Origin of the sequence: Cupriavidus sp. a3, from assembly GCF_051015765.1 — a bacterium.
In the GTDB taxonomy this organism is placed as follows: domain Bacteria; phylum Pseudomonadota; class Gammaproteobacteria; order Burkholderiales; family Burkholderiaceae; genus Cupriavidus; species Cupriavidus oxalaticus_A.
This window is the reverse complement of the sequence record NZ_CP170643.1, coordinates 483,102-500,698: the sequence shown is the minus strand read 5'-3', so window position 1 is coordinate 500,698 and position 17,597 is coordinate 483,102. Positions and strand designations below refer to the sequence as shown.

Below are 17,597 nucleotides of genomic sequence, written 5' to 3'. Positions count from 1 at the left end.
CCCGTGAAGTCAAAGCCCTGCCTAAGCGCTACACCGTCCGGTTCCTCAGAAAGGACCTTAACTGAACGGCATTACCCGTTGCGGAGGCCGTTTTCGTTTGCGCAGGAACTGGCGCTCAGGCCGCCTTGCGGCTGTCGCGCAGTTCGCGGCGCAGGATCTTGCCGACGTTGGTCTTGGGCAACTCGGTGCGGAACTCCACGTACTTCGGCCGCTTGTAGCCGGTCAGCCGCTCCTTGCAGAACTCGATCACGTCCGCCTCGGTCAGCGCCGGGTCTTGCTTGACCACGAACAGCTTGACCACCTCGCCCGAGTGCGTGTCGGGCACGCCCACAGCGGCCACTTCCAGCACGCCCGGGCACTCGGCCACCACGCCTTCGACTTCGTTCGGGTACACGTTGAAGCCCGACACCAGGATCATGTCCTTTTTGCGGTCAACGATCTTGGTGTAGCCGCGCTCGTCCATCACGCCGATATCGCCGGTCTTGAAGAAGCCGTCAGGGGTCATGACCTTGGCGGTCTCGTCCGGGCGGTTCCAGTAGCCCGCCATCACCTGCGGGCCGCGGATGCAGATCTCGCCCGGCTGGCCCAGCGGCACGTCCTTGCCGTCGTCGTCGCGGATCACCACTTCGGTCGAAGGCAGCGGCATGCCGATGGTGCCGGAGAACGCATTGCTGTCGGTCGGGTTGCAGGTGGCCGACGGCGAGGTCTCGGACAGGCCGTAGCCTTCGATGATCGGGCAGCCGGTCTTGTCCAGCCACTTCTTGGCTACCGCTTCCTGCACCGCCATGCCACCGCCGTTGGCCACGCGCAGGCCGGAGAAATCGACCTTGGCGATCTCCGGGTTGTTGATCAGCGCGTTGTACAGCGTGTTGACCGCCGGGAACATGTGGAACTTGTACTTCTGCAGTTCCTTGATAAAGCCCGGGATATCGCGCGGGTTCGGGATCAGCACGCTCATGCCGCCGCTGCGCATCCCCAGCAGGCAGCAGACCGTCAGCGCAAAGATGTGGTACAGCGGCAGCGCGGTAATGGTGACGATCTGGTCGATATGGCCGCCCTTGGCCAGCGCCGGCTGCATCCAGGCCTCGGACTGCAGCACGTTGGCGACCACGTTACGGTGCAGCAGCACGGCGCCCTTGCTCACGCCGGTAGTGCCGCCGGTGTATTGCAGGAAGGCGATGTCGTCAGGTCCGGTGGTCGCCGGCTGCAGCGTTAGCTTGCTGCCTTCGGCCAGCACGCTGTTGAAGCGCACGCAGTTGGGCAGCTCCCACTCCGGCACCATCTTCTTGACATTGCGCACCACGAAATTGACGATCGCGCCCTTCAGTCCGCCGAGCATGTCGCCCATGGTGGCGACCACCACATGCTTGACCGGGGTGCGGGCCAGCACCTGCTGCAGCGTGGCGGCAAAGTTCTCCAGGATGACAATGGCCTCGGCGCCGCTGTCCTTGAGCTGGTGCTCCAGCTCGCGCGGGGTGTAAAGCGGATTGACGTTGACCACGACGAAGCCGGCGCGCAGCACCGCGGCCAGCACCACCGGATACTGCAGCACGTTCGGCATCATGATCGCCACGCGCGCGCCGGGACGCAGCCCGCGCGACTGCAGCCACGCGGCGAAGCGCGCGGACATCTGGTCGAGTTCGCCGTAGGTGATGGCCTTGTCCATGCAGACGAAGGCCTTGCGGTCGGCATAGGTGCGAAAAGACGCTTCGAGCAGCTGGGCAAGCGTACGAAACTGGCTGGCATCAATCTCGGCGGGTACGCCGGCCGGGTAGTGTTTCAGCCAAATCTTGTCCATAGCACCGTCTCCTGAATTTCTGAATGGTCGTTCGATTTTTCCGAGATGCTAAACGGGCGCCCCGGTTAGAACAACAACTTAGCAACAACTTAGACGAAGTCCTCGGGGACATTGCACGATGCAACGCGCCCCTGACGGGCATTATGCGCCACCGGTGCCGCGGTGGCAGCGGGATAACCCCTAGGACGGTGCGCTCAACCGCCGCTGGGCAGCACCAGCTTCATCATGTTGGTGGCGAGTTCGTGCGCAAGCGCCTCGTCATCCATGCGGCCCGGCTGGTGCCACGTGTACATGAAGCCGACCACGCTGCCGATCGCATGCGCCGTCACGCGCGCATCGCCAAAGGCAAACACGCCCTCGCGCTTGCCCTCTTCCAGCAACGCATACAGGTCGCGGTAGAAGCCGCGCGCCATGCTGTCGAGCCACGCCACGGTCTCGGGGCGCAGGTACTGGTTGTCGCGGAAGCTGAGCGTCGCGGGCACGTGGCAGGCGACGCAGCGGCGCGCCATTTCGAGCAGGCAGGCATGCAGGCGCTCGCGCACCGGCAGCGCCGGGTCGGCGGTTTCGCGGATCACGGGCAGGCAGGTCTGCGCCGACTCGCGGCACAGGATGTCGAAGATCTCGTACTTGTCGGTGAAGTAGTAGTAGACCGCCGGCTTGGTCACGCCCAGCGCGCGGCACAGGTCGTTCATGGTCATGCCGGGATAGCCCTTGGTGTAGAAGAGCTGCGCGGCGGTATCCAGGATCTGGCGGCGGCGCGCTTCCTGGCGCTCGGCGATCTGCGCGCGCGCCGGCACGGGCTCGGGCGCGACGTCTTGTGGGTTGGGGCTCGGTACGGTCGACATGATCGCAATTCTCGCATGGCGCCATGGGCGGGAACGGACCAGAATGCGCCGATCGTCAGTTGGTCGCGGCCGCCTTGCCGCTCGCGGTCAGCGTATCGACGCGGGTAGCGGGCGGCGCCAGCCGGCGCAGCGCCGCCTCGCGCTCGGCGGACGGCAGCGCGCCGATGCGGCCGGCTTCGGCATAGAAGCGGCGCCAATCGCCATCGCACTGCGCCAGCAGCGCGGTAAAGGCCGGCACCCACTGCTGGTAGGTCGCCACCGCCGCCAGGTGGGCATTGGTCAGGGGCTGGTCGAACCAGCGGTCATAGCCGCTGTAGTTGCCCCACTCCACCTTGAGCCGCGCGTATTGTTCGCGCATGCCGGCGAAGATCCTGGCCTTGCCCTCGCGCTTGGCTTCGTCGTCCAGCGGCGTCTCGTACAGCGCCGCCAGCCGGTCGCGCGTGCCGAGCAGCAGCGCGCGGAACTGCTGGCGGCGCGCGTCGTACTGGCGATAGCTGGCGCGCGCGTCCTCCGACGCATCCTCGGCCAGCCAGCGCTCCACGCCGGCGGATTCCACGGCGGTGGCAAAGGACTCGTTGAAGGCGGTGTCGTTGCGCACGTAGACCACCTGGTGCGCCAGTTCGTGGAAGATCAGCCGCGCCAGCTCGCCTTCCGGCAGGTAGACGAAGGTGTTGAGCAGCGGGTCGTCGAAATAGCCCAGCGTCGAATAGGCGGGAATGCCTGCCACGTACGCTTCCAGGCCGTCGCGGCGCAAGCCCTGCGCGTACTGCTCGGCATCGGCCTGCGCGTAGTAGCCGCGGTAGCTGATGCAGCCGACGATCGGGAAGCACCACTTGCGCAGCTCCATCGACAGCTCGGGCGTGGCGAACACGCTCCACACCACGTAGGGCCGGTGCAGGTTGGCGTAGCGGCGGTAGCTGCCGTTGTCGGGCAACTTCAGCTCGCGCGACGCGTAGTCGCGGATGCGGCCGGCCAGCGCCAGCCGTTGCGCCAGGCGCGCGTCGTTGGCGTCGCGCGCGCCGGCAATGGCGTCGTCGAGCGGCTGCGCCTGCGCCATCACGCCGAGGTGGCCGCCGATCGACTGCGCGTAGTAGCTGACGGTTTCGCACCCGGCCGTGAGCAGGGCCAGGGCCGTCATGACCGCCGCCGCCAGGATTGCCGCCCCGCGCCGGCGGCCGGGCCGCGGACCGTGCCGCGCGTTCATGCCGGCTGGACCGCCCCTTCCGTGCAGGCCTCGACCTGCACCAGGCAGTCATAGAATACCGGCGCCCGCCCCAGGTCGGTCAGGCGCTGGCTGGTCAGCTCGTTGGCGTTCTTGCCGTCCGAAGCCAGCTTCTTCCACCAGATCGACAGGCCTACCACCAGCCCGCGCCGGGCGCGGTCGGTCACGCGGGCGCGCGCCAGCATGCTGCCGCGGTCGTTGAAGGCGCGCACCATGGCGCCGTCCACGATGCCGCGCTCGGCGGCGTCGGCCGGGTGGATGTCCAGGTGCGGCTCGCCCTCGGTGGCGCGCAGGCTGTCGACATTGACGAAGGAGCTGTTCAGGAAGTTGCGCGCCGGCGGCGAGATCATCGCCAGCGGGTAGCGCGCCGCAAGTTCCGGCGCGGTCGCCGGGGACTCGTACTGCGGCACGTAGTCAGGCAGCGGGTCGAAGCCGTCGCGCGCCATCGGCTCGGAATAGAACTGGCACTTGCCCGAGTCGGTCGGAAAGCCGCCTTCGGCGAACGGTGCCGGCGCCAGCGCCAGCTTCTGCCAGCCCTGCTCCTTGAGCGATGCCCAGCTGATGCCCGCGGCACGCGCGTCGCCCGGAAGGATCGCCTGCGCGGCGATGTCGTCATCGCTGTCGGCAAAGCACGCCTCGGCAAAGCCCATGCGCAGCGCCAGGCGGCGGAAGATCTCGGTGTTCGGCAGCGCCTCGCCCATCGGCGCGATCGCCGCGTTGTTGGCCAGGAAATAGGTGTGGCCGTAGGCCTTGTGCACGTCGGTGTGCTCCAGCTGCGTGGTGGCCGGCAGCAGGATGTCGGCGTAGTCGGCGGTATCGGTGCGGAAGTGCTCCAGCACCACGGTGAACAGGTCTTCACGCGCAAAGCCTGCGGCCACCTTGCTGGATTCCGGCGCCACCGCGACCGGATTGCTGTTGTAGACCACCACCGCCTCGATCCGCGGTGCACCGGGGGCGGGGTCTGCCAGCAGTGCATCGCCGATGGTGCTCATGTTGACCAGCCGCGGCAGCTTCCCGGGCCAGCCCGGCAGCAGGTCGGGCCGCTGCAGCGCGGCCTCGTTGATCGGGAAGAAGCCCGAGGTCGACAGCTGCAGCCCGCCCGCGGCATGGCGCCACGCGCCCACCAGCGACGGCAGGCACGCCACCGCCCGCACCGCCTGGCCGCCGCCGTGCACGCGCTGCATGCCGTAGTTCAGGCGGATCGCCACCGGCTGGCGCTCGCGTACCGCCAGCTGGCCGTAGAGGCCTGCCAGCCACTCGATGTCTTCAACGGGGATGCCGCAGATCTCGGCCACGCGCGCCGGCGGATAGGACTGGGCGCGCTCGCGCAGTGCCTCGAAGCCCACCGTGTGGCGTTCGATGTAGTCGTGGTCGAGCAGCCCGTCGCGGACCAGCACATGGATCATGCCCAGCGCCAGCGCGCCGTCGGTGCCGGGCATCGGCGCGATATGGCGGTGGCATTTCTCGGCACTCAGCGAGCGGTAGGGATCGATCGCCACCAGCGTGGCGCCGCGGCGCTTGGCTTCCTGCGCACGCGTCCAGAAATGCAGGTTGGAAGCGATCGGGTTGCCGCCCCAGATGATCACCAGCCTGGCATCGGCCACGTGCTCCATGTCCATGCCGACGCTGGCGCCATAGGTGTAGCGCAACGCGGTGGCGCCGGCGCTGGCGCAGATGGTGCGATCCAGCCGCGATGCGCCCAGCTTGTGGAAGAAGCGTGCGGCCATGCTCTCGCCCTGCACCAGCCCCATGGTGCCCGCATAGCTGTATGGCACGATGGCCTGCGGATCGCGCGCGGCGATGGCCTGCAGGCGCGTGGCGATGGTGTCGAGCGCTTCGTCCCAGGAAATCGGCGCGAACTTGCCCTCGCCCTTCCTGCCAATGCGCTTCATCGGCGTCAGCAGGCGGTCGGGATGGTAGGTGCGTTCGGTGTAGCGCGATACCTTGGTGCACAGCACGCCCTGCGTGCCGGGATGGTCCGGATCGCCGGCCACCTTGACGGCGCGGCCGTCCTCGACGGTGACGAGCAAGGCACAGGTGTCGGGGCAGTCATGCGGGCAGGCGGCGCGGACGATGCGGGAAGCCATGGGATCTCCGGGGGCTGGCGGTCTGTCGTTATCTTTCGTTCGGTCGGAACGTGAGGTTTGTGGCGCGGTTTCCGCGGGTCGCGGGCCGGCGCCGCGGCGCGTCCCCGTCCGTGCGGGCGTGAGGAGCCAGGGCGGGGAGTATCTCGATCGGATTGTATTCGATATGATGTGCCGGCGCGCGGCCGGCCCCATGCTGGCAGCGCGCTTGCCGACCAATGCCGGCGCAGACCGGCCCATGGCGGCGAACGGGTAACCGAACCACATTTTGCGGGGGTTTATGTTTTTCCGATCCGGGGTCAAGGGCCGGCTTGCCGGCCTGCTGGTGGCGTACGCCATCGGCACGTGCGGCGCATCCGGCGCTGCCATCGCCAGCACTGCCATATCCGAAAGCGGCGTCACCGCCGACACCATCCTGCTGGGGCAATCCGCGGCACTGACGGGCCCGGCCAGGTCGCTCGGCAAGCAGATGAACGCGGGCGCGCGACTGTATTTCGACCACATCAACCAGCAGGGCGGCATTTTCGGCCGCAAGATCCGGCTCGAAGTGCTGGACGACTACTACGAGCCCGAGCCTGCCGCCAAGAACACCCGGAAGCTGATCGAGGAAGAGCGCGTCTTCGCGCTGTTCGGCTACGTCGGCACGCCCACCAGCCAGGCAGCGCTGCCGCTGGCGACACAGGCCAGGGTGCCGTTCTTCGGCCCGTACACCGGCGCGCGCTCGGTGCGCGAGCCGCGCAGCCGCTACGTCTTCCATGTCCGCGCCGGCTACAGCGACGAGGCCACGGCGATCCTGCGCCAGATCCAGACCACCGGCCTGAAGCGCGTGGCGGTGGTCTACAACGACGATGCCTATGGCAAGGCCGAACTGGAGGAGCTGGAACGCGCAGTGAAGAGCGCCGCCGACAGCGGCGTGCAGCTGGTTGCGCGCGAAGCCGTGGTCCGCAATACGATGGAAATCGGTGACGCCATGCAGGGCGTGCTCAAGGCCAGCCCGGACACCGTGGTGATGATCAGCGCCTATCGCACCGCTGGCGCCTTCGTCAAGGAAGCGCTGCGCCGCGGCTACAACGGGCAGTTCTATAACGTCTCGTTCGTCGGCACGCAGGCGCTGGCCAACGAGGTCGGCGCGAAAGGCAGCGGCGTGATCATCTCGCAGGTGATGCCGCATCCGGGCAATGCCACGCTGCCGGTGGTGCGCGAATACCTGCGCCTGCTGCAGGCCGCGGGCAAGCCGAACGAGTTCGACTACGCCAGCATCGAAGGCTACATTGCGGCGAAGGCGTTTGCCGAAGGACTGCGCCGCGCGGGCAAGGACCTGACGCGCGAGAAGCTGGTGACCGCGCTGGAATCGATGCGAAGCGTTGACCTGGGCGGCTTCATCGTCAACTTCACGCCGGAGAACCATGTGGGGTCGCGGTTCGTGGAGATGACGGTGATCAATTCGAAGGGGCAGGTGATCCGGTGAGTTTTCCTGCCCGCGCCTGTTTTCTCCCCTCTCCCTCTTGGAGAGGGGAGCAAGGCAGCGGGATTGCGTAAGCCGCCGCGCTACTTCATGTCATTCAAATGACAAGCCGAAAACCGCATCGGCGCAATCTCCTTCAGCGCCGGCTGCTCTTCCTTGCAACGTGGCATCGCATACGGACAGCGCGGATGGAAATGGCACCCCGACGGCGGATTCAACGGTGAGGGAATCTCGCCCTTGATCGCCACATAGGTCTTCTTGCCGACCTCCAGCTTCGGCGCTTCGGCCAGCAGCGCCTGCGTGTAGGGATGGTTCGGCGCGGCGAACACGTCCTCGGTCGGCGCCGACTCCACCACCCGCCCCAGGTACATGATCACGACGCGGTCGCTGATGTGCTTGACCACGCCAAGGTCATGGCTGATGAACAGGTAAGTCAGGTTCAGCTCTTCGCGCAGCCGCATGAACAGGTTCAGCACCTGCGCCTGGATCGATACGTCGAGCGCCGCCACCGACTCGTCGCAGACCAGGAACTCCGGCTTTACCGCCAACGCCCGCGCAATGCCGATGCGCGCGCGCTGCCCGCCCGAGAACTGGTGCGGGAAGCGCCGCAGCACGGTCGGGTCCATGCCGACGCGCACCAGCATGTCCTCGACATAGCCCTTCTGCCCGCCACGGTCGACCATGCCGTGCACCACCGGCGCCTCGCCGATGATATCCAGCACCCGCAGCCGCGGATTGAGCGAGGCGTACGGATCCTGGAAGATCATCTGGATCGCCAGTTGCTTCTCGCGACGCTTGTCCGGCGGCAGGTGGTCGAGGTTGGTGCCGCGCCACAGCCGATCGCCTTCCGTCAGCGTGTGCAGGCCCACGGCCATGCGGCCCAGCGTGGACTTGCCGCAGCCGGATTCGCCCACCAGCCCCACCACCTCGCCGGTGCGGATGCTCAGGTCGACGCGGTCGACCGCATGCACCACCTCTTCGCGCGCATGGGCGCCGAACAGGTTGGCGATGCGCGCGGCGGTGTCGAGCGACTTGACGAAGCGCTTGGACACGCCGCGCAGCTCCAGCAGCGGCGCCGCCGGTGCCTCGCCCGGTGCAGACGCAGTGTTTGCCATCGGTCGGGATTGCAGTTCAGTCGTGGTCATGGTCATGCCGCCTCCTGGTTGGCCAGCACCGGATGGAAGCAGCGCAGGCGGCGGCCGTCGGGAGCGGTCTCCAGCGGCGGCTCGGTCTTGCACGCGGCGGTCGCATACGGGCAGCGCTCGCGGAACGAGCAGCCGCCCGGCAGGTTCAGCAGCGATGGCGTCATGCCGGGGATCTGCCGCAGCGGCGCGCCGCGCGGGTTGCGCGACGGTGCCGATCCGATCAGGCCGTGCGTGTACGGGTGCTCGGGATGTTCCAGCACCTGGCGCACATCGCCGGCTTCGACAATTTTGCCGGCATACATCACGCACACGGTGTCGGCCAGTCCCGCCACCACCGACAGGTCATGTGTGATCCAGATCAGTGCCGTGCCGGATTCGCGGCACAGGGTCTGCATCTCGTAAAGGATCTGGCCCTGGATGGTGACGTCGAGCGCCGTGGTCGGCTCGTCGGCGATGATCAGGTCGGGCTTGTTCAGCAGCGCGATCGCGATCGCCACGCGCTGGCGCATGCCGCCCGAGAACTGGTGCGGATAAGCCAGCAGGCGCTCGTCCGGGGACGGGATGCCGACCCGCGCCAGCGCATTGCGCGCGCGCTCGCGGGCCACCGCCTTACCGACGTTCTCGTGCGCCAGCACCGCCTCGATCATCTGCGTGTCGATGCGCAGGACCGGGTTGAGCGTCATCATCGGGTCCTGGAAGATCATCGCGATGCGGTTGCCGCGCACGTCGCGCTGCTGTGCCGGCGTCAGCGCGCGCAGGTCGCGCGTAATGCCGTCGCGGCTGGTGAGCGCGATGCGCCCGTCGACCACCTTCCCGGGCGGGTCGATCAGGCCCATGATCGAGTAGCCGGTCATCGACTTGCCGGAACCGGACTCGCCCACCAGCCCCATGATCTCGCCGCGGCCCACGGTAAAGGACACGTCGTCGACAGCCTTGGCAATGCCGCCGCGCGTATAGAAATGCGTCTTCAGGTTCTCTACGACCAGCGTAGGTTGTGCCATGTCGGTCTCCCGCGGGTTATTGCGTCTGCAGGCGCGGGTTGAGCACGTCGCGCAACTGGTCGGCCACCAGGTTCATCGCCACGATGGTGACCACCAGTGCGATGCCCGGGAAGAAGCTGATCCAGTACTTGCCCGACAGCATGTATTGCTGGCCGTTGGAGATCAGCGAGCCCAGCGACGGCTCCGTGATCGGCACGCCCAGCCCGAGGAACGACAGCGTCGCCTCCAGCGTGATCGCCGACGCCACCTGCAGCGCCGCGATCACGATCAGCGGCGGCAGGCAGTTGGGCAGCAGGTGGCGGAACATGATGCGGCGCGGCGGCAGGCCCAGGCAGGTGGCCGCCTCGATATATTCCTTGCGGCGCTCCACCAGCGCGGCGCTGCGCGTGGTGCGCGCGTAGTAGGCCCACTGCACCGCCACCAGCGCGATCACGATATTGCCCAGCCCAGGGCGCAGGAACGCCAGCAGGATCAGCGCCAGCAGGATCGGCGGGAACGACAGCTGCAGGTCGGCCACGCGCATGATGAAGGCCTCGGTGCGCCCGCCCAGGAAGCCGGCCAGCAGGCCCAGCGTGGCACCCAGCAGCAGCGCAATCACGGTGCTGACCACGCCCACGCCGATGCTGATGCGCAGCCCGTACATCACCGCCGACAGGATGTCGCGCCCCTGCTCGTCCGAGCCGAGCAGGAAGGTCATGCCGGTGCCGGCCTTCTCGCCCGGCGCCAGGCGCGCGTCGAGCACGTCGAGCGTAGCCAGGTCATACGGGTTCTGCGGCGCCAGCCACGGCGCGAGGATCGCAATCAGGATGATGGTGACCAGCGTGGCCAGCCCGGCCACCGCGATCTTGCTGGAAAAGAACTCCGTGGCAAAGCGGCGCCACGGCGATTGTTCGCGCGCGGCCGGCGAAGTCTTGTCTTGCGGTTCAACGGTTGCGGCAGTCATGGCTCAGCCCTTGTTGTCGGCAATGCGCACGCGCGGATCGAGCATGCTGTAGACGATGTCCACCACCAGGTTGATCAGGATAAACAGCGTCACGATCACCATCAGGTATGCGACGATCACCGGCCGGTCCAGCAGCTGGATCGAGTCGATGATCAGCTTGCCCATGCCGGGCCAGGCAAAGATCGATTCGGTCACGATCGCGAATGCGATGATCGAGCCGAACTGCAGCGCGATCACGGTGACGATCGGGATCAAAATGTTCTTCAGCACATGCACGCCGACGATGCGCGTATTGGACAGGCCCTTGGCGCGCGCGAACTTGACGTAGTCCTGCAGCATCGCCTCCTGCGTGCCGGCGCGCGTGAGCCGGATCACCATGGCGATGTTCAGCAGCGACAGCGTCACCGCCGGCAGCACCAGGTGGCGGATGCCGTCGACGGTCAGGAAGCTGAGCGGGATGCCGAGCACGCGCACGGTCTCGCCGCGGCCGTTGGACGGCAGCCAGCCGAGCTGCACCGCGAACACCATGATCAGCATCAGGCCGACCCAGAACGTGGGCAGCGAGAAGCCCAGGATCGACACCGTCATGATTGACTTGCCCGCCACGCCGTTGGGCCGCAACCCGGCCCACAGCCCCAGCGGGATGCCGAGCACGATCGCCAGCAGGATCGCGCACACGGCCAGCTCCATGGTGGCCGGCATGCGCTCGAAGATCAGCTTGAGCGCCGGCGTGCCGTGCGCGAACGAGGTACCGAGGTTGCCCTGCAGCGCATTCTGCAGGAACACCCAGTATTGCTCCCATAGCGGCTTGTCCAGGCCAAGCGCCGCGATGGTGCGCTTGATGTCCTCCTGGTCGGCCTGCGGGTTGATCAGGATGTCGACGGGATTGCCGATGGCAAAGACGCCGAGGAAAACCAGCAGCGACATGACGAAGAGCACCACTACGCTCTGCATCAGGCGCCGGATGATGAAAACCAGCATATAAAGACCACTATCCTTTCGCGCGCGAATGCGCACGCCGCCCGGGAGCGCCATGCGCTTCCAGGCGGCGCGGCAGCCATGCGCGGCACCGCAAACTCAGCAGCAGGCAGCCTGCTTACCGGGGCTTGACTTACTGGGGCTTGAAGTTATGCGCGTAGGTGCGCTCGTCGGTACGCGGCACGTAGACGATGCCCTTCTGCGTGGCCCAGGTGGTCACCTGCTGGTGGATCGGGATGATACCGCCATCGTTGATCGCGATCGCGGTGGCTTCCTGCAGCATCTTGGAGCGTTCGGCGTCATTCACGGTAGACAGCGCCTGTTCCAGCACCACATCCATCTTGGGGTTGCAGTATTCACCCCAGTTGGTGGTGCCAAAGCCCTTCTTGCTGTCCTCGCACGCCAGCAGCGCGCGCAGCGGCGAGCTGACCTCGCCGGTCTGCGCGCCCCACCCGAGCAGGCCGAACGACCACTCGTGCTTGATGCCCTTGGACGAGTACGTCGCCATCGGCATGCCTTCGACCTTGGTGGCGATGCCGATGCGGGTCAGGTTCTGCGCGATCGTCTGCGCGATCTTCTCGTCGTTGACGTAGCGGTTGTTGGGCGTGTGCAGCGTCACGCCGAAGCCGTTCGGGTAGCCTGCCTGGGCCAGCAGCTTCTTGGCGCCTTCGGGGTCGTACTTGACCGTCTTCAGGTTGGGGTTGTAGCCGAACAGCGTGGGCGGCACCAGGTTGTTGGTCGGCTCCGACAGGCCTTCCATCAGGCGGTCCTTGATGCCCTGCCGGTTGATCGCCATGCTGATGGCATTGCGCACGCGCGCATCCTTCAGCGGGTTCTTGTCCAGCGGCGCGCCTTCCTTCGTGGTGACGTAGGGCGACTTGTCGCGCTTGGCATCGAAATACAGGTAGATCACGCGGTGCGAGATCTTGGAAAAGAACGACAGCTTGGGATCCTGCCGCACCTTGGGCAGGTCGGGCGTCGGCACGTTCTCGATCGCCTGCACGTCGCCCGACAGCAGCGCCGCCAGACGCGTGGCCGGATTCGGGATGAAGCGCAGCGTGGCCTTTTCCCACGCCGGCTTGGCGCCCCAGTAGTTGTCGTTGCGCACCAGTTCGACCCGGTCGTCGCGGGCGTAGCTGACGAACTTGAACGGCCCGGTGCCGATCATGCCCTTGCCCTGGGCGAAGTCGTCCGAGCTCAGGCCCTGCGTCGCCTTTTTCTGCACGATGAAGATCGACGTCAGGTCGTTCAGCATCAGCGGGTACGGCTTGTTGGTGGTCAGCTGGATGGTGTACTTGTCGATCACCTTCTTGTTGACGATCGCCTTGGTGTAGACATCGAACTTGCCCGGGCTGTTCTGGATGGTAGCCGGGCGGTCCAGCGACCAGACGATGTCTTCGGTGGTCAGCTCGGAACCGTCATGGAACTTCACGCCCTGGCGGATCTTGAATTCCCAGGTCAGGTTGTTGACCAGCTTCCAGGACTCGGCCAGGCCGGGAATGATGCGGCTGTCCGGGTCCATCTTCACCAGCGAGTCGAAGATGTGCTCCGACACGTTGATATTGGAGAACAGGTTGTAGAAATGCGGATCCATCGAGGTCGGCGGCGAACTCATGGCCAGTTTGAGGTCCGCGGCCTGGGCGCTGCCGGACCATGCCAGGCCAAGGGCCCCGGCCACGGCGACAACACCGATTGCCTTCTTGAAAGTGCGAAGGGACATCGCGCAATTCTCCCTGTAGGAAGTGAAGCAGACGTTTTAGGATCGGCAATGCACGCGCCGCGGGTCACGCGGCAGGTCGCGCACGGGCGCTGCTTTTTGGTGCGCTATCTGGCGCAGCGATGCAGCGCAAAACGGCAATTTGCCGGCCGGACACTTCAAGCATGAACTGTTCCAGCAGTCGACATATCCCGGCAATGCGGGGAAACCCACACCGTTTGGCATATTGCACCGCGCCATTCGCTGCATGAGGCACGAACCGGCGCATTTTGGCGCTTTTCCGAGAGGCATCGTATGATCGGGGGTATCCGACGCCTACCCGGCGCGCCACGCCCAGACTCCGGCATCATGAAGCTCATCCCCGAAATCCTGCAGGCGCAAGCTGAAATCCGCGCGATCCGCCGCGATATCCACGCGCATCCGGAACTCTGCTTCGAAGAACAGCGCACCGCCGACGTGGTCGCCCGCAACCTCGAGTCGTGGGGCATCGAAGTGCATCGCGGCCTCGGCACCACCGGGCTGGTCGGGGTGATCCGCAATGGCAGCAGCGCGCGCACCATCGGCCTGCGCGCCGACATGGACGCCCTGCCGCTGCAAGAGGCCAACACCTTCGGCCACTGTTCGCAGCATGCGGGCAAGATGCATGCGTGCGGCCACGATGGCCATACCGCGATGCTGCTCGGCGCGGCGCGCTACCTGGCGCAGCACAAGCCCTTCGACGGCACCGTGCACCTGATCTTCCAGCCGGCCGAGGAAGGCGGTGGCGGCGCGCGCGAGATGATCAAGGACGGGCTGTTCTCGCGTTTTCCCTGCGATGCGGTGTTCGGCGTGCACAACTGGCCCGGCATGCCGGTCGGCGCTTTCGGCACGCGCGTGGGTCCGCTGATGGCTTCGAGCAATGAATTCCGCATCGTCGTGCGCGGCAAGGGTGCGCATGCGGCCATGCCGCACAATGGCAACGATCCGGTCTTCACTGCCGCGCAGATCGTCTCGGCGCTGCAAGGGATCATCACCCGAAACAAGCGCCCGATCGATACCGCAGTGATCTCGGTCACGCAGTTCCATGCCGGCGACGCCACCAATATCGTGCCGAACGAAGCCTGGATCGGGGGCACGGTGCGCACGTTCACGGTGCCGGTGCTCGACCTGATCGAGCGCCGCATGGAGGAAGTGTCCCGCGCCGTCGCGAGCGCGTTCGACTGCACCGTCGACTACGAATTCCACCGCAACTATCCGCCCACGATCAATACCGAGGCCGAGACCGGCTTTGCCGCCACGGTGGCCGCCGAACTGGTGGGCGAAGCCAATGTCGACAGCGATATCGAGCCGACCATGGGCGCCGAGGATTTCTCCTTCATGCTGCAGGAAAAGCCGGGCTGCTACCTGTTCCTCGGCAACGGCGACGGCGCGCATCGCGACAGCGGGCATGGCATGGGGCCCTGCATGCTGCATAACCCCAGCTACGATTTCAACGACGAACTGCTGCCGGTGGGCTCGACCTTCTTCGTGCGGCTGGTGGAGAAATGGCTGGCGCCCGCGTGACAACTAGAACTCAAGGCGCAGCCTGCAGGCAAAATCGATAACAGCGCATTCGCGCAAGACAGGGGGAGCATCTGCATGGGCCGCTCGGCGCTTGATCGCGGGACGGCGCGCAGCTTTGCGCGCGTGGCGCTGGACAATATCCTGCGCCGCTATCCGTACAAGGTGGATCACATGATGTGCGCCACCGGCGACGTGGCCGAGCCGGCGACCTGGCACCCGGCCTTCTGCGGCAGCTACGACTGGCATTCGAGCGTGCACATGCACTGGCTGCTGGTGCGGCTGCTGGCGCTGTACCCGGACCTCGATGAAGCTGCCGAACTCCGCGATGCCCTCGACGCGCAGCTGCGGCCGCAGCATATTGCGGTCGAACTGGACTATTTCCATCGACCCGGTTCGCGGACGTTCGAACGTCCGTATGGCTGGGGCTGGGTGCTGAAGCTGCAGGCGGAATTGCTGGCACTGGCGCAGCAGGATCCGCGCGCCGCGGCATGGGCCGACGCGTGCGCGCCGCTCGCCTCGCACCTGTCGCGGCAATTGGCCGAGTTTCTGGACGCGGCGGATTTCCCGGTGCGCACCGGCACGCACTTCAACAGCGCCTTTGCCTGCGTAATGGCGCTGGCCTACGCGCGCGCGACGCAGGACACGGCCTTGCGGCGCGCCATTGTGCGGCGCGCGCACCGCTGGTTCGGGCACGACCGCAGCTATCCGGCGCGCTATGAGCCAGGCGGCGATGAGTTCCTGTCGGGCGGCATGACCGAAGCCGTATTGATGCATGCCGTCATGGACGGCAGCGCATTCGGGCAATGGTGGGAAATGTTCGTGCCGGGCGCGGCGGAACTGGCCAACTGGCTGACGCCAGTGGAGGTCGCTAATCGCAGCGATCCCAAGACGTCACATCTCGACGGGCTGAACCTGTCGCGCGCCTGGTGCTGGCGCCTGCTGGAGCCGGCGTTGCCGGAATCGCTGCGCCCGCTGGCCGTGCGCGCCTGGTCCGACCATATCGAGGCATCGCTGCCCTATGCCGTTGCCGGCGAGTATGTCTCGACACACTGGCTGGCCTCGTTCGCGGTGCTGGCGATGGCCGAGCCGGTCGGCGGCTGAAGCCGCCGCTTTGCCATCAGTCCAGCGCGATGTCCCCGTACCAGGATTCCGCGTTGCTCCGGGTGTTGTCGGTATCGGTCATGATGCCGACCGCAATCACTCGCCCAGGATCGGTGCCGAACGCCTTGCGGTAATCGGCGCGCAGGTCGCGTTCGTGGCATCGCCACTCATTGGCATGCTTCGTGCCGCTATCGACCACGATCATGCGCACACGGTCGGTATGCGGATTGGCCACCACCGAGCCTTCGGCGCGCTTGCCGCCCCAGATATACATCAGTGTGGCGTAGGGCATTTCCCGCCCGGTGGTGAGCCGTGCCATCTCGTACATCAGCTGGTCTTTCAGCGGCAGGCTGCCCTTGTCGCCATCGAAGGCGACGAACAGGCGCAGCGGAGAATCCTCGCGCGGACCGTGGCTGTTGTCGGCATTGCGGATGATGCCGCTGGTCTTCCAGCTCCAGCGCACCATGCCGGCATCGCGGTCGTGCAGGGGAACGTAGAGGCCTGACGCCGAGCTTTCGGCCTGCGCGTGGACGACGACGCGCTGGTCGACTTCGACTATCGAATAGCGCGTCGGGGTCTTGTTGCGGTTGATGGTCCAGGGCTGCCAGCCGATCGGCAGGCGGCCGTCACGCGGGGCAACCGAGAACAGCGGCAGCGTGGCACGGGTCTGGGGCTCGTCGGCGGCGTCTTCACCGTCGTCCCCGGCGTCTGCCTCCGCAGCCCGGGCACTGGCGGCGGCAAGCGGATCGCTCGGGGCGGCCGGCGCAACCTCGCCGCCGGCCGCGCGCTGCTCGGCGGCGACCTGGGCCGCGGCGTAAGCGCCCATGCGCTTGGCAAACGCCTGACAATCGACCGCCGAGGCCGTTGCCAGGGATGGCGTGTCAGCAGTGGAAGCGGAAGAACCCGTGGAACCAGGAGAAATGGATGCGCATCCTGCCAGCATCAGCGCGCTGGCCGCGCCCGTAAAAACCAGCCGAAACACCTTGGCCGTCATGTAACCCTCGAATCCCGAAACTGGCCCTGCTTCCTTGGCAAGGACCTGTCTGTTGCTCACTGCTTGCTGCCTGCAAACGGCTTCGTGCCGCTTGGGGACACTTAAAGGTCGAACATAGCAGAAGGTTTGCGGGGCCGGAATGCTGACGTACCCGGGATGCGGCGGGAATACAACGGGGTTTTTGATGTTGTCGCCGTTTGTGAGGTGTTGTCGGTTGTTGGAGCGGCTTTGTCGCGGTTGGTGACAGGCCCGCCGTTGAGGCTTCGCCGTCGCTGCTGATGACGTGCTGTCGGCCGTTGAACCGACAGATACTGCCGGCGCGCAGCGCAGCCGTAGGCGTTCCTGCGTTGACGCCGGCAGCAGGCGGCCTACGCCCGGCATGGGGATCGTTCAATAGTCGGTCGACGCAGCCACCATCCCAGACTCACCTGGCGTAGCAGGTCCGAACCACCAGCCACATCGAACGGAAATCACCACCGCCCGAACCACCGACGCCGGTGAATTGATAGCCAGCCGCTCAGGCGCGCGTTTGCTACTGCAGCGTCTCATCAACGCTCGCGCGACACCTTTACTACATCCCATATTGTTAAAGAACAGCCGATCTTGCGATCGCTTGGCAATGCCAAATGCAAACGCTCAATTCTTAAGCGCTTGCATTTGGCGGCCAACCAAAGTTACCAAGCAGTGGTGGAGGATGACGGGATCGAACCGACGACCCCCTGCTTGCAAAGCAGGTGCTCTCCCAGCTGAGCTAATCCCCCC

13 protein-coding genes and 1 tRNA gene are annotated in these 17,597 nt (G+C 66.2%); 3 read left to right on the top strand and 11 right to left on the bottom strand.

Annotated elements, in window-relative coordinates; all coding sequences use genetic code 11:
• Positions 1 to 115: 115 nt before the first annotated feature.
• From ACAD63_RS02380 to ACAD63_RS02365, 4 genes are all read right to left on the bottom strand, one after another.
• On the bottom strand, positions 116 to 1,798 hold the full coding sequence (locus ACAD63_RS02380) for a long-chain fatty acid--CoA ligase (RefSeq protein ID WP_133097981.1): 1,683 nt from the start codon (positions 1,796 to 1,798) through the stop codon (positions 116 to 118).
• A 194-nt stretch (positions 1,799 to 1,992) separates the two neighbouring features.
• Positions 1,993 to 2,643, bottom strand: coding sequence for a TetR/AcrR family transcriptional regulator (locus tag ACAD63_RS02375; RefSeq protein WP_205751639.1), 651 nt, complete (start codon positions 2,641 to 2,643; stop codon positions 1,993 to 1,995).
• A 55-nt stretch (positions 2,644 to 2,698) separates the two neighbouring features.
• Positions 2,699 to 3,781, bottom strand: a complete 1,083-nt coding sequence (locus ACAD63_RS02370) for an aminopeptidase (RefSeq protein ID WP_434033374.1) — start codon at positions 3,779 to 3,781, stop codon at positions 2,699 to 2,701.
• A 62-nt stretch (positions 3,782 to 3,843) separates the two neighbouring features.
• Entirely contained in the window at positions 3,844 to 5,952 is a 2,109-nt protein-coding gene (locus tag ACAD63_RS02365; RefSeq protein WP_135705984.1) for a molybdopterin-containing oxidoreductase family protein, read from the bottom strand.
• Between the two features lie 277 nt (positions 5,953 to 6,229).
• Between ACAD63_RS02365 and ACAD63_RS02360 the strand changes: the two genes are divergently transcribed.
• Complete coding sequence (locus ACAD63_RS02360; RefSeq protein WP_434033373.1) at positions 6,230 to 7,417, top strand: ABC transporter substrate-binding protein; 1,188 nt, start codon at positions 6,230 to 6,232, stop codon at positions 7,415 to 7,417.
• 80 nt (positions 7,418 to 7,497) lie between these two features.
• Here ACAD63_RS02360 and ACAD63_RS02355 read toward each other — a convergent pair whose 3' ends face one another.
• From ACAD63_RS02355 to ACAD63_RS02335, 5 genes are all read right to left on the bottom strand, one after another.
• Positions 7,498 to 8,529: an ABC transporter ATP-binding protein gene (locus ACAD63_RS02355; protein WP_167884618.1), complete on the bottom strand. Its 1,032-nt coding sequence runs from the start codon at positions 8,527 to 8,529 to the stop codon at positions 7,498 to 7,500.
• A 32-nt stretch (positions 8,530 to 8,561) separates the two neighbouring features.
• The gene (locus ACAD63_RS02350; RefSeq protein WP_029048054.1) at positions 8,562 to 9,560 is read right to left on the bottom strand and encodes an ABC transporter ATP-binding protein; all 999 of its coding nucleotides are present in this window, start codon (positions 9,558 to 9,560) and stop codon (positions 8,562 to 8,564) included.
• A gap of 16 nt (positions 9,561 to 9,576) precedes the next feature.
• Complete coding sequence (locus ACAD63_RS02345) at positions 9,577 to 10,503, bottom strand: ABC transporter permease (RefSeq protein ID WP_133097975.1); 927 nt, start codon at positions 10,501 to 10,503, stop codon at positions 9,577 to 9,579.
• 3 nt (positions 10,504 to 10,506) lie between these two features.
• A complete protein-coding gene (locus tag ACAD63_RS02340) occupies positions 10,507 to 11,484 on the bottom strand; it encodes an ABC transporter permease (RefSeq protein WP_133097974.1) in 978 nt (325 codons plus the stop codon).
• Positions 11,485 to 11,614: 130 nt separating this feature from the next.
• Positions 11,615 to 13,201 carry an ABC transporter substrate-binding protein gene (locus ACAD63_RS02335; protein ID WP_133097973.1) on the bottom strand — a complete coding sequence of 529 codons (1,587 nt, stop codon included), beginning with the start codon at positions 13,199 to 13,201 and terminating at the stop codon, positions 11,615 to 11,617.
• Between the two features lie 345 nt (positions 13,202 to 13,546).
• On the opposite strand from ACAD63_RS02335, the gene ACAD63_RS02330 reads away from it, so the two are divergent.
• Both ACAD63_RS02330 and ACAD63_RS02325 read left to right on the top strand, forming a co-directional pair.
• The gene (locus ACAD63_RS02330; RefSeq protein WP_434033372.1) at positions 13,547 to 14,740 is read left to right on the top strand and encodes a M20 aminoacylase family protein; all 1,194 of its coding nucleotides are present in this window, start codon (positions 13,547 to 13,549) and stop codon (positions 14,738 to 14,740) included.
• Between the two features lie 75 nt (positions 14,741 to 14,815).
• Positions 14,816 to 15,841 carry a DUF2891 domain-containing protein gene (locus tag ACAD63_RS02325; RefSeq protein ID WP_135705986.1) on the top strand — a complete coding sequence of 342 codons (1,026 nt, stop codon included), beginning with the start codon at positions 14,816 to 14,818 and terminating at the stop codon, positions 15,839 to 15,841.
• A 16-nt stretch (positions 15,842 to 15,857) separates the two neighbouring features.
• On the opposite strand, the gene ACAD63_RS02320 is transcribed toward ACAD63_RS02325, so the two are convergent.
• Positions 15,858 to 16,835, bottom strand: coding sequence for a DUF3047 domain-containing protein (locus ACAD63_RS02320; RefSeq protein ID WP_135705987.1), 978 nt, complete (start codon positions 16,833 to 16,835; stop codon positions 15,858 to 15,860).
• Positions 16,836 to 17,520: 685 nt separating this feature from the next.
• Positions 17,521 to 17,596: transfer RNA gene (locus ACAD63_RS02315), tRNA-Ala, on the bottom strand.
• Position 17,597: the final 1 nt, after the last annotated feature.

Coding starts and splice junctions, on each gene's coding strand:
- ACAD63_RS02380 (WP_133097981.1), bottom strand. CDS start 1,798: ATGGACAAGATTTGGCTGAAACACTACCCGGCCGGCGTACCCGCCGAG.
- ACAD63_RS02375 (WP_205751639.1), bottom strand. CDS start 2,643: ATGTCGACCGTACCGAGCCCCAACCCACAAGACGTCGCGCCCGAGCCC.
- ACAD63_RS02370 (WP_434033374.1), bottom strand. CDS start 3,781: ATGACGGCCCTGGCCCTGCTCACGGCCGGGTGCGAAACCGTCAGCTAC.
- ACAD63_RS02365 (WP_135705984.1), bottom strand. CDS start 5,952: ATGGCTTCCCGCATCGTCCGCGCCGCCTGCCCGCATGACTGCCCCGAC.
- ACAD63_RS02360 (WP_434033373.1), top strand. CDS start 6,230: ATGTTTTTCCGATCCGGGGTCAAGGGCCGGCTTGCCGGCCTGCTGGTG.
- ACAD63_RS02355 (WP_167884618.1), bottom strand. CDS start 8,529: ATGGCAAACACTGCGTCTGCACCGGGCGAGGCACCGGCGGCGCCGCTG.
- ACAD63_RS02350 (WP_029048054.1), bottom strand. CDS start 9,560: ATGGCACAACCTACGCTGGTCGTAGAGAACCTGAAGACGCATTTCTAT.
- ACAD63_RS02345 (WP_133097975.1), bottom strand. CDS start 10,503: ATGACTGCCGCAACCGTTGAACCGCAAGACAAGACTTCGCCGGCCGCG.
- ACAD63_RS02340 (WP_133097974.1), bottom strand. CDS start 11,484: ATGCTGGTTTTCATCATCCGGCGCCTGATGCAGAGCGTAGTGGTGCTC.
- ACAD63_RS02335 (WP_133097973.1), bottom strand. CDS start 13,201: ATGTCCCTTCGCACTTTCAAGAAGGCAATCGGTGTTGTCGCCGTGGCC.
- ACAD63_RS02330 (WP_434033372.1), top strand. CDS start 13,547: ATGAAGCTCATCCCCGAAATCCTGCAGGCGCAAGCTGAAATCCGCGCG.
- ACAD63_RS02325 (WP_135705986.1), top strand. CDS start 14,816: ATGGGCCGCTCGGCGCTTGATCGCGGGACGGCGCGCAGCTTTGCGCGC.
- ACAD63_RS02320 (WP_135705987.1), bottom strand. CDS start 16,835: ATGACGGCCAAGGTGTTTCGGCTGGTTTTTACGGGCGCGGCCAGCGCG.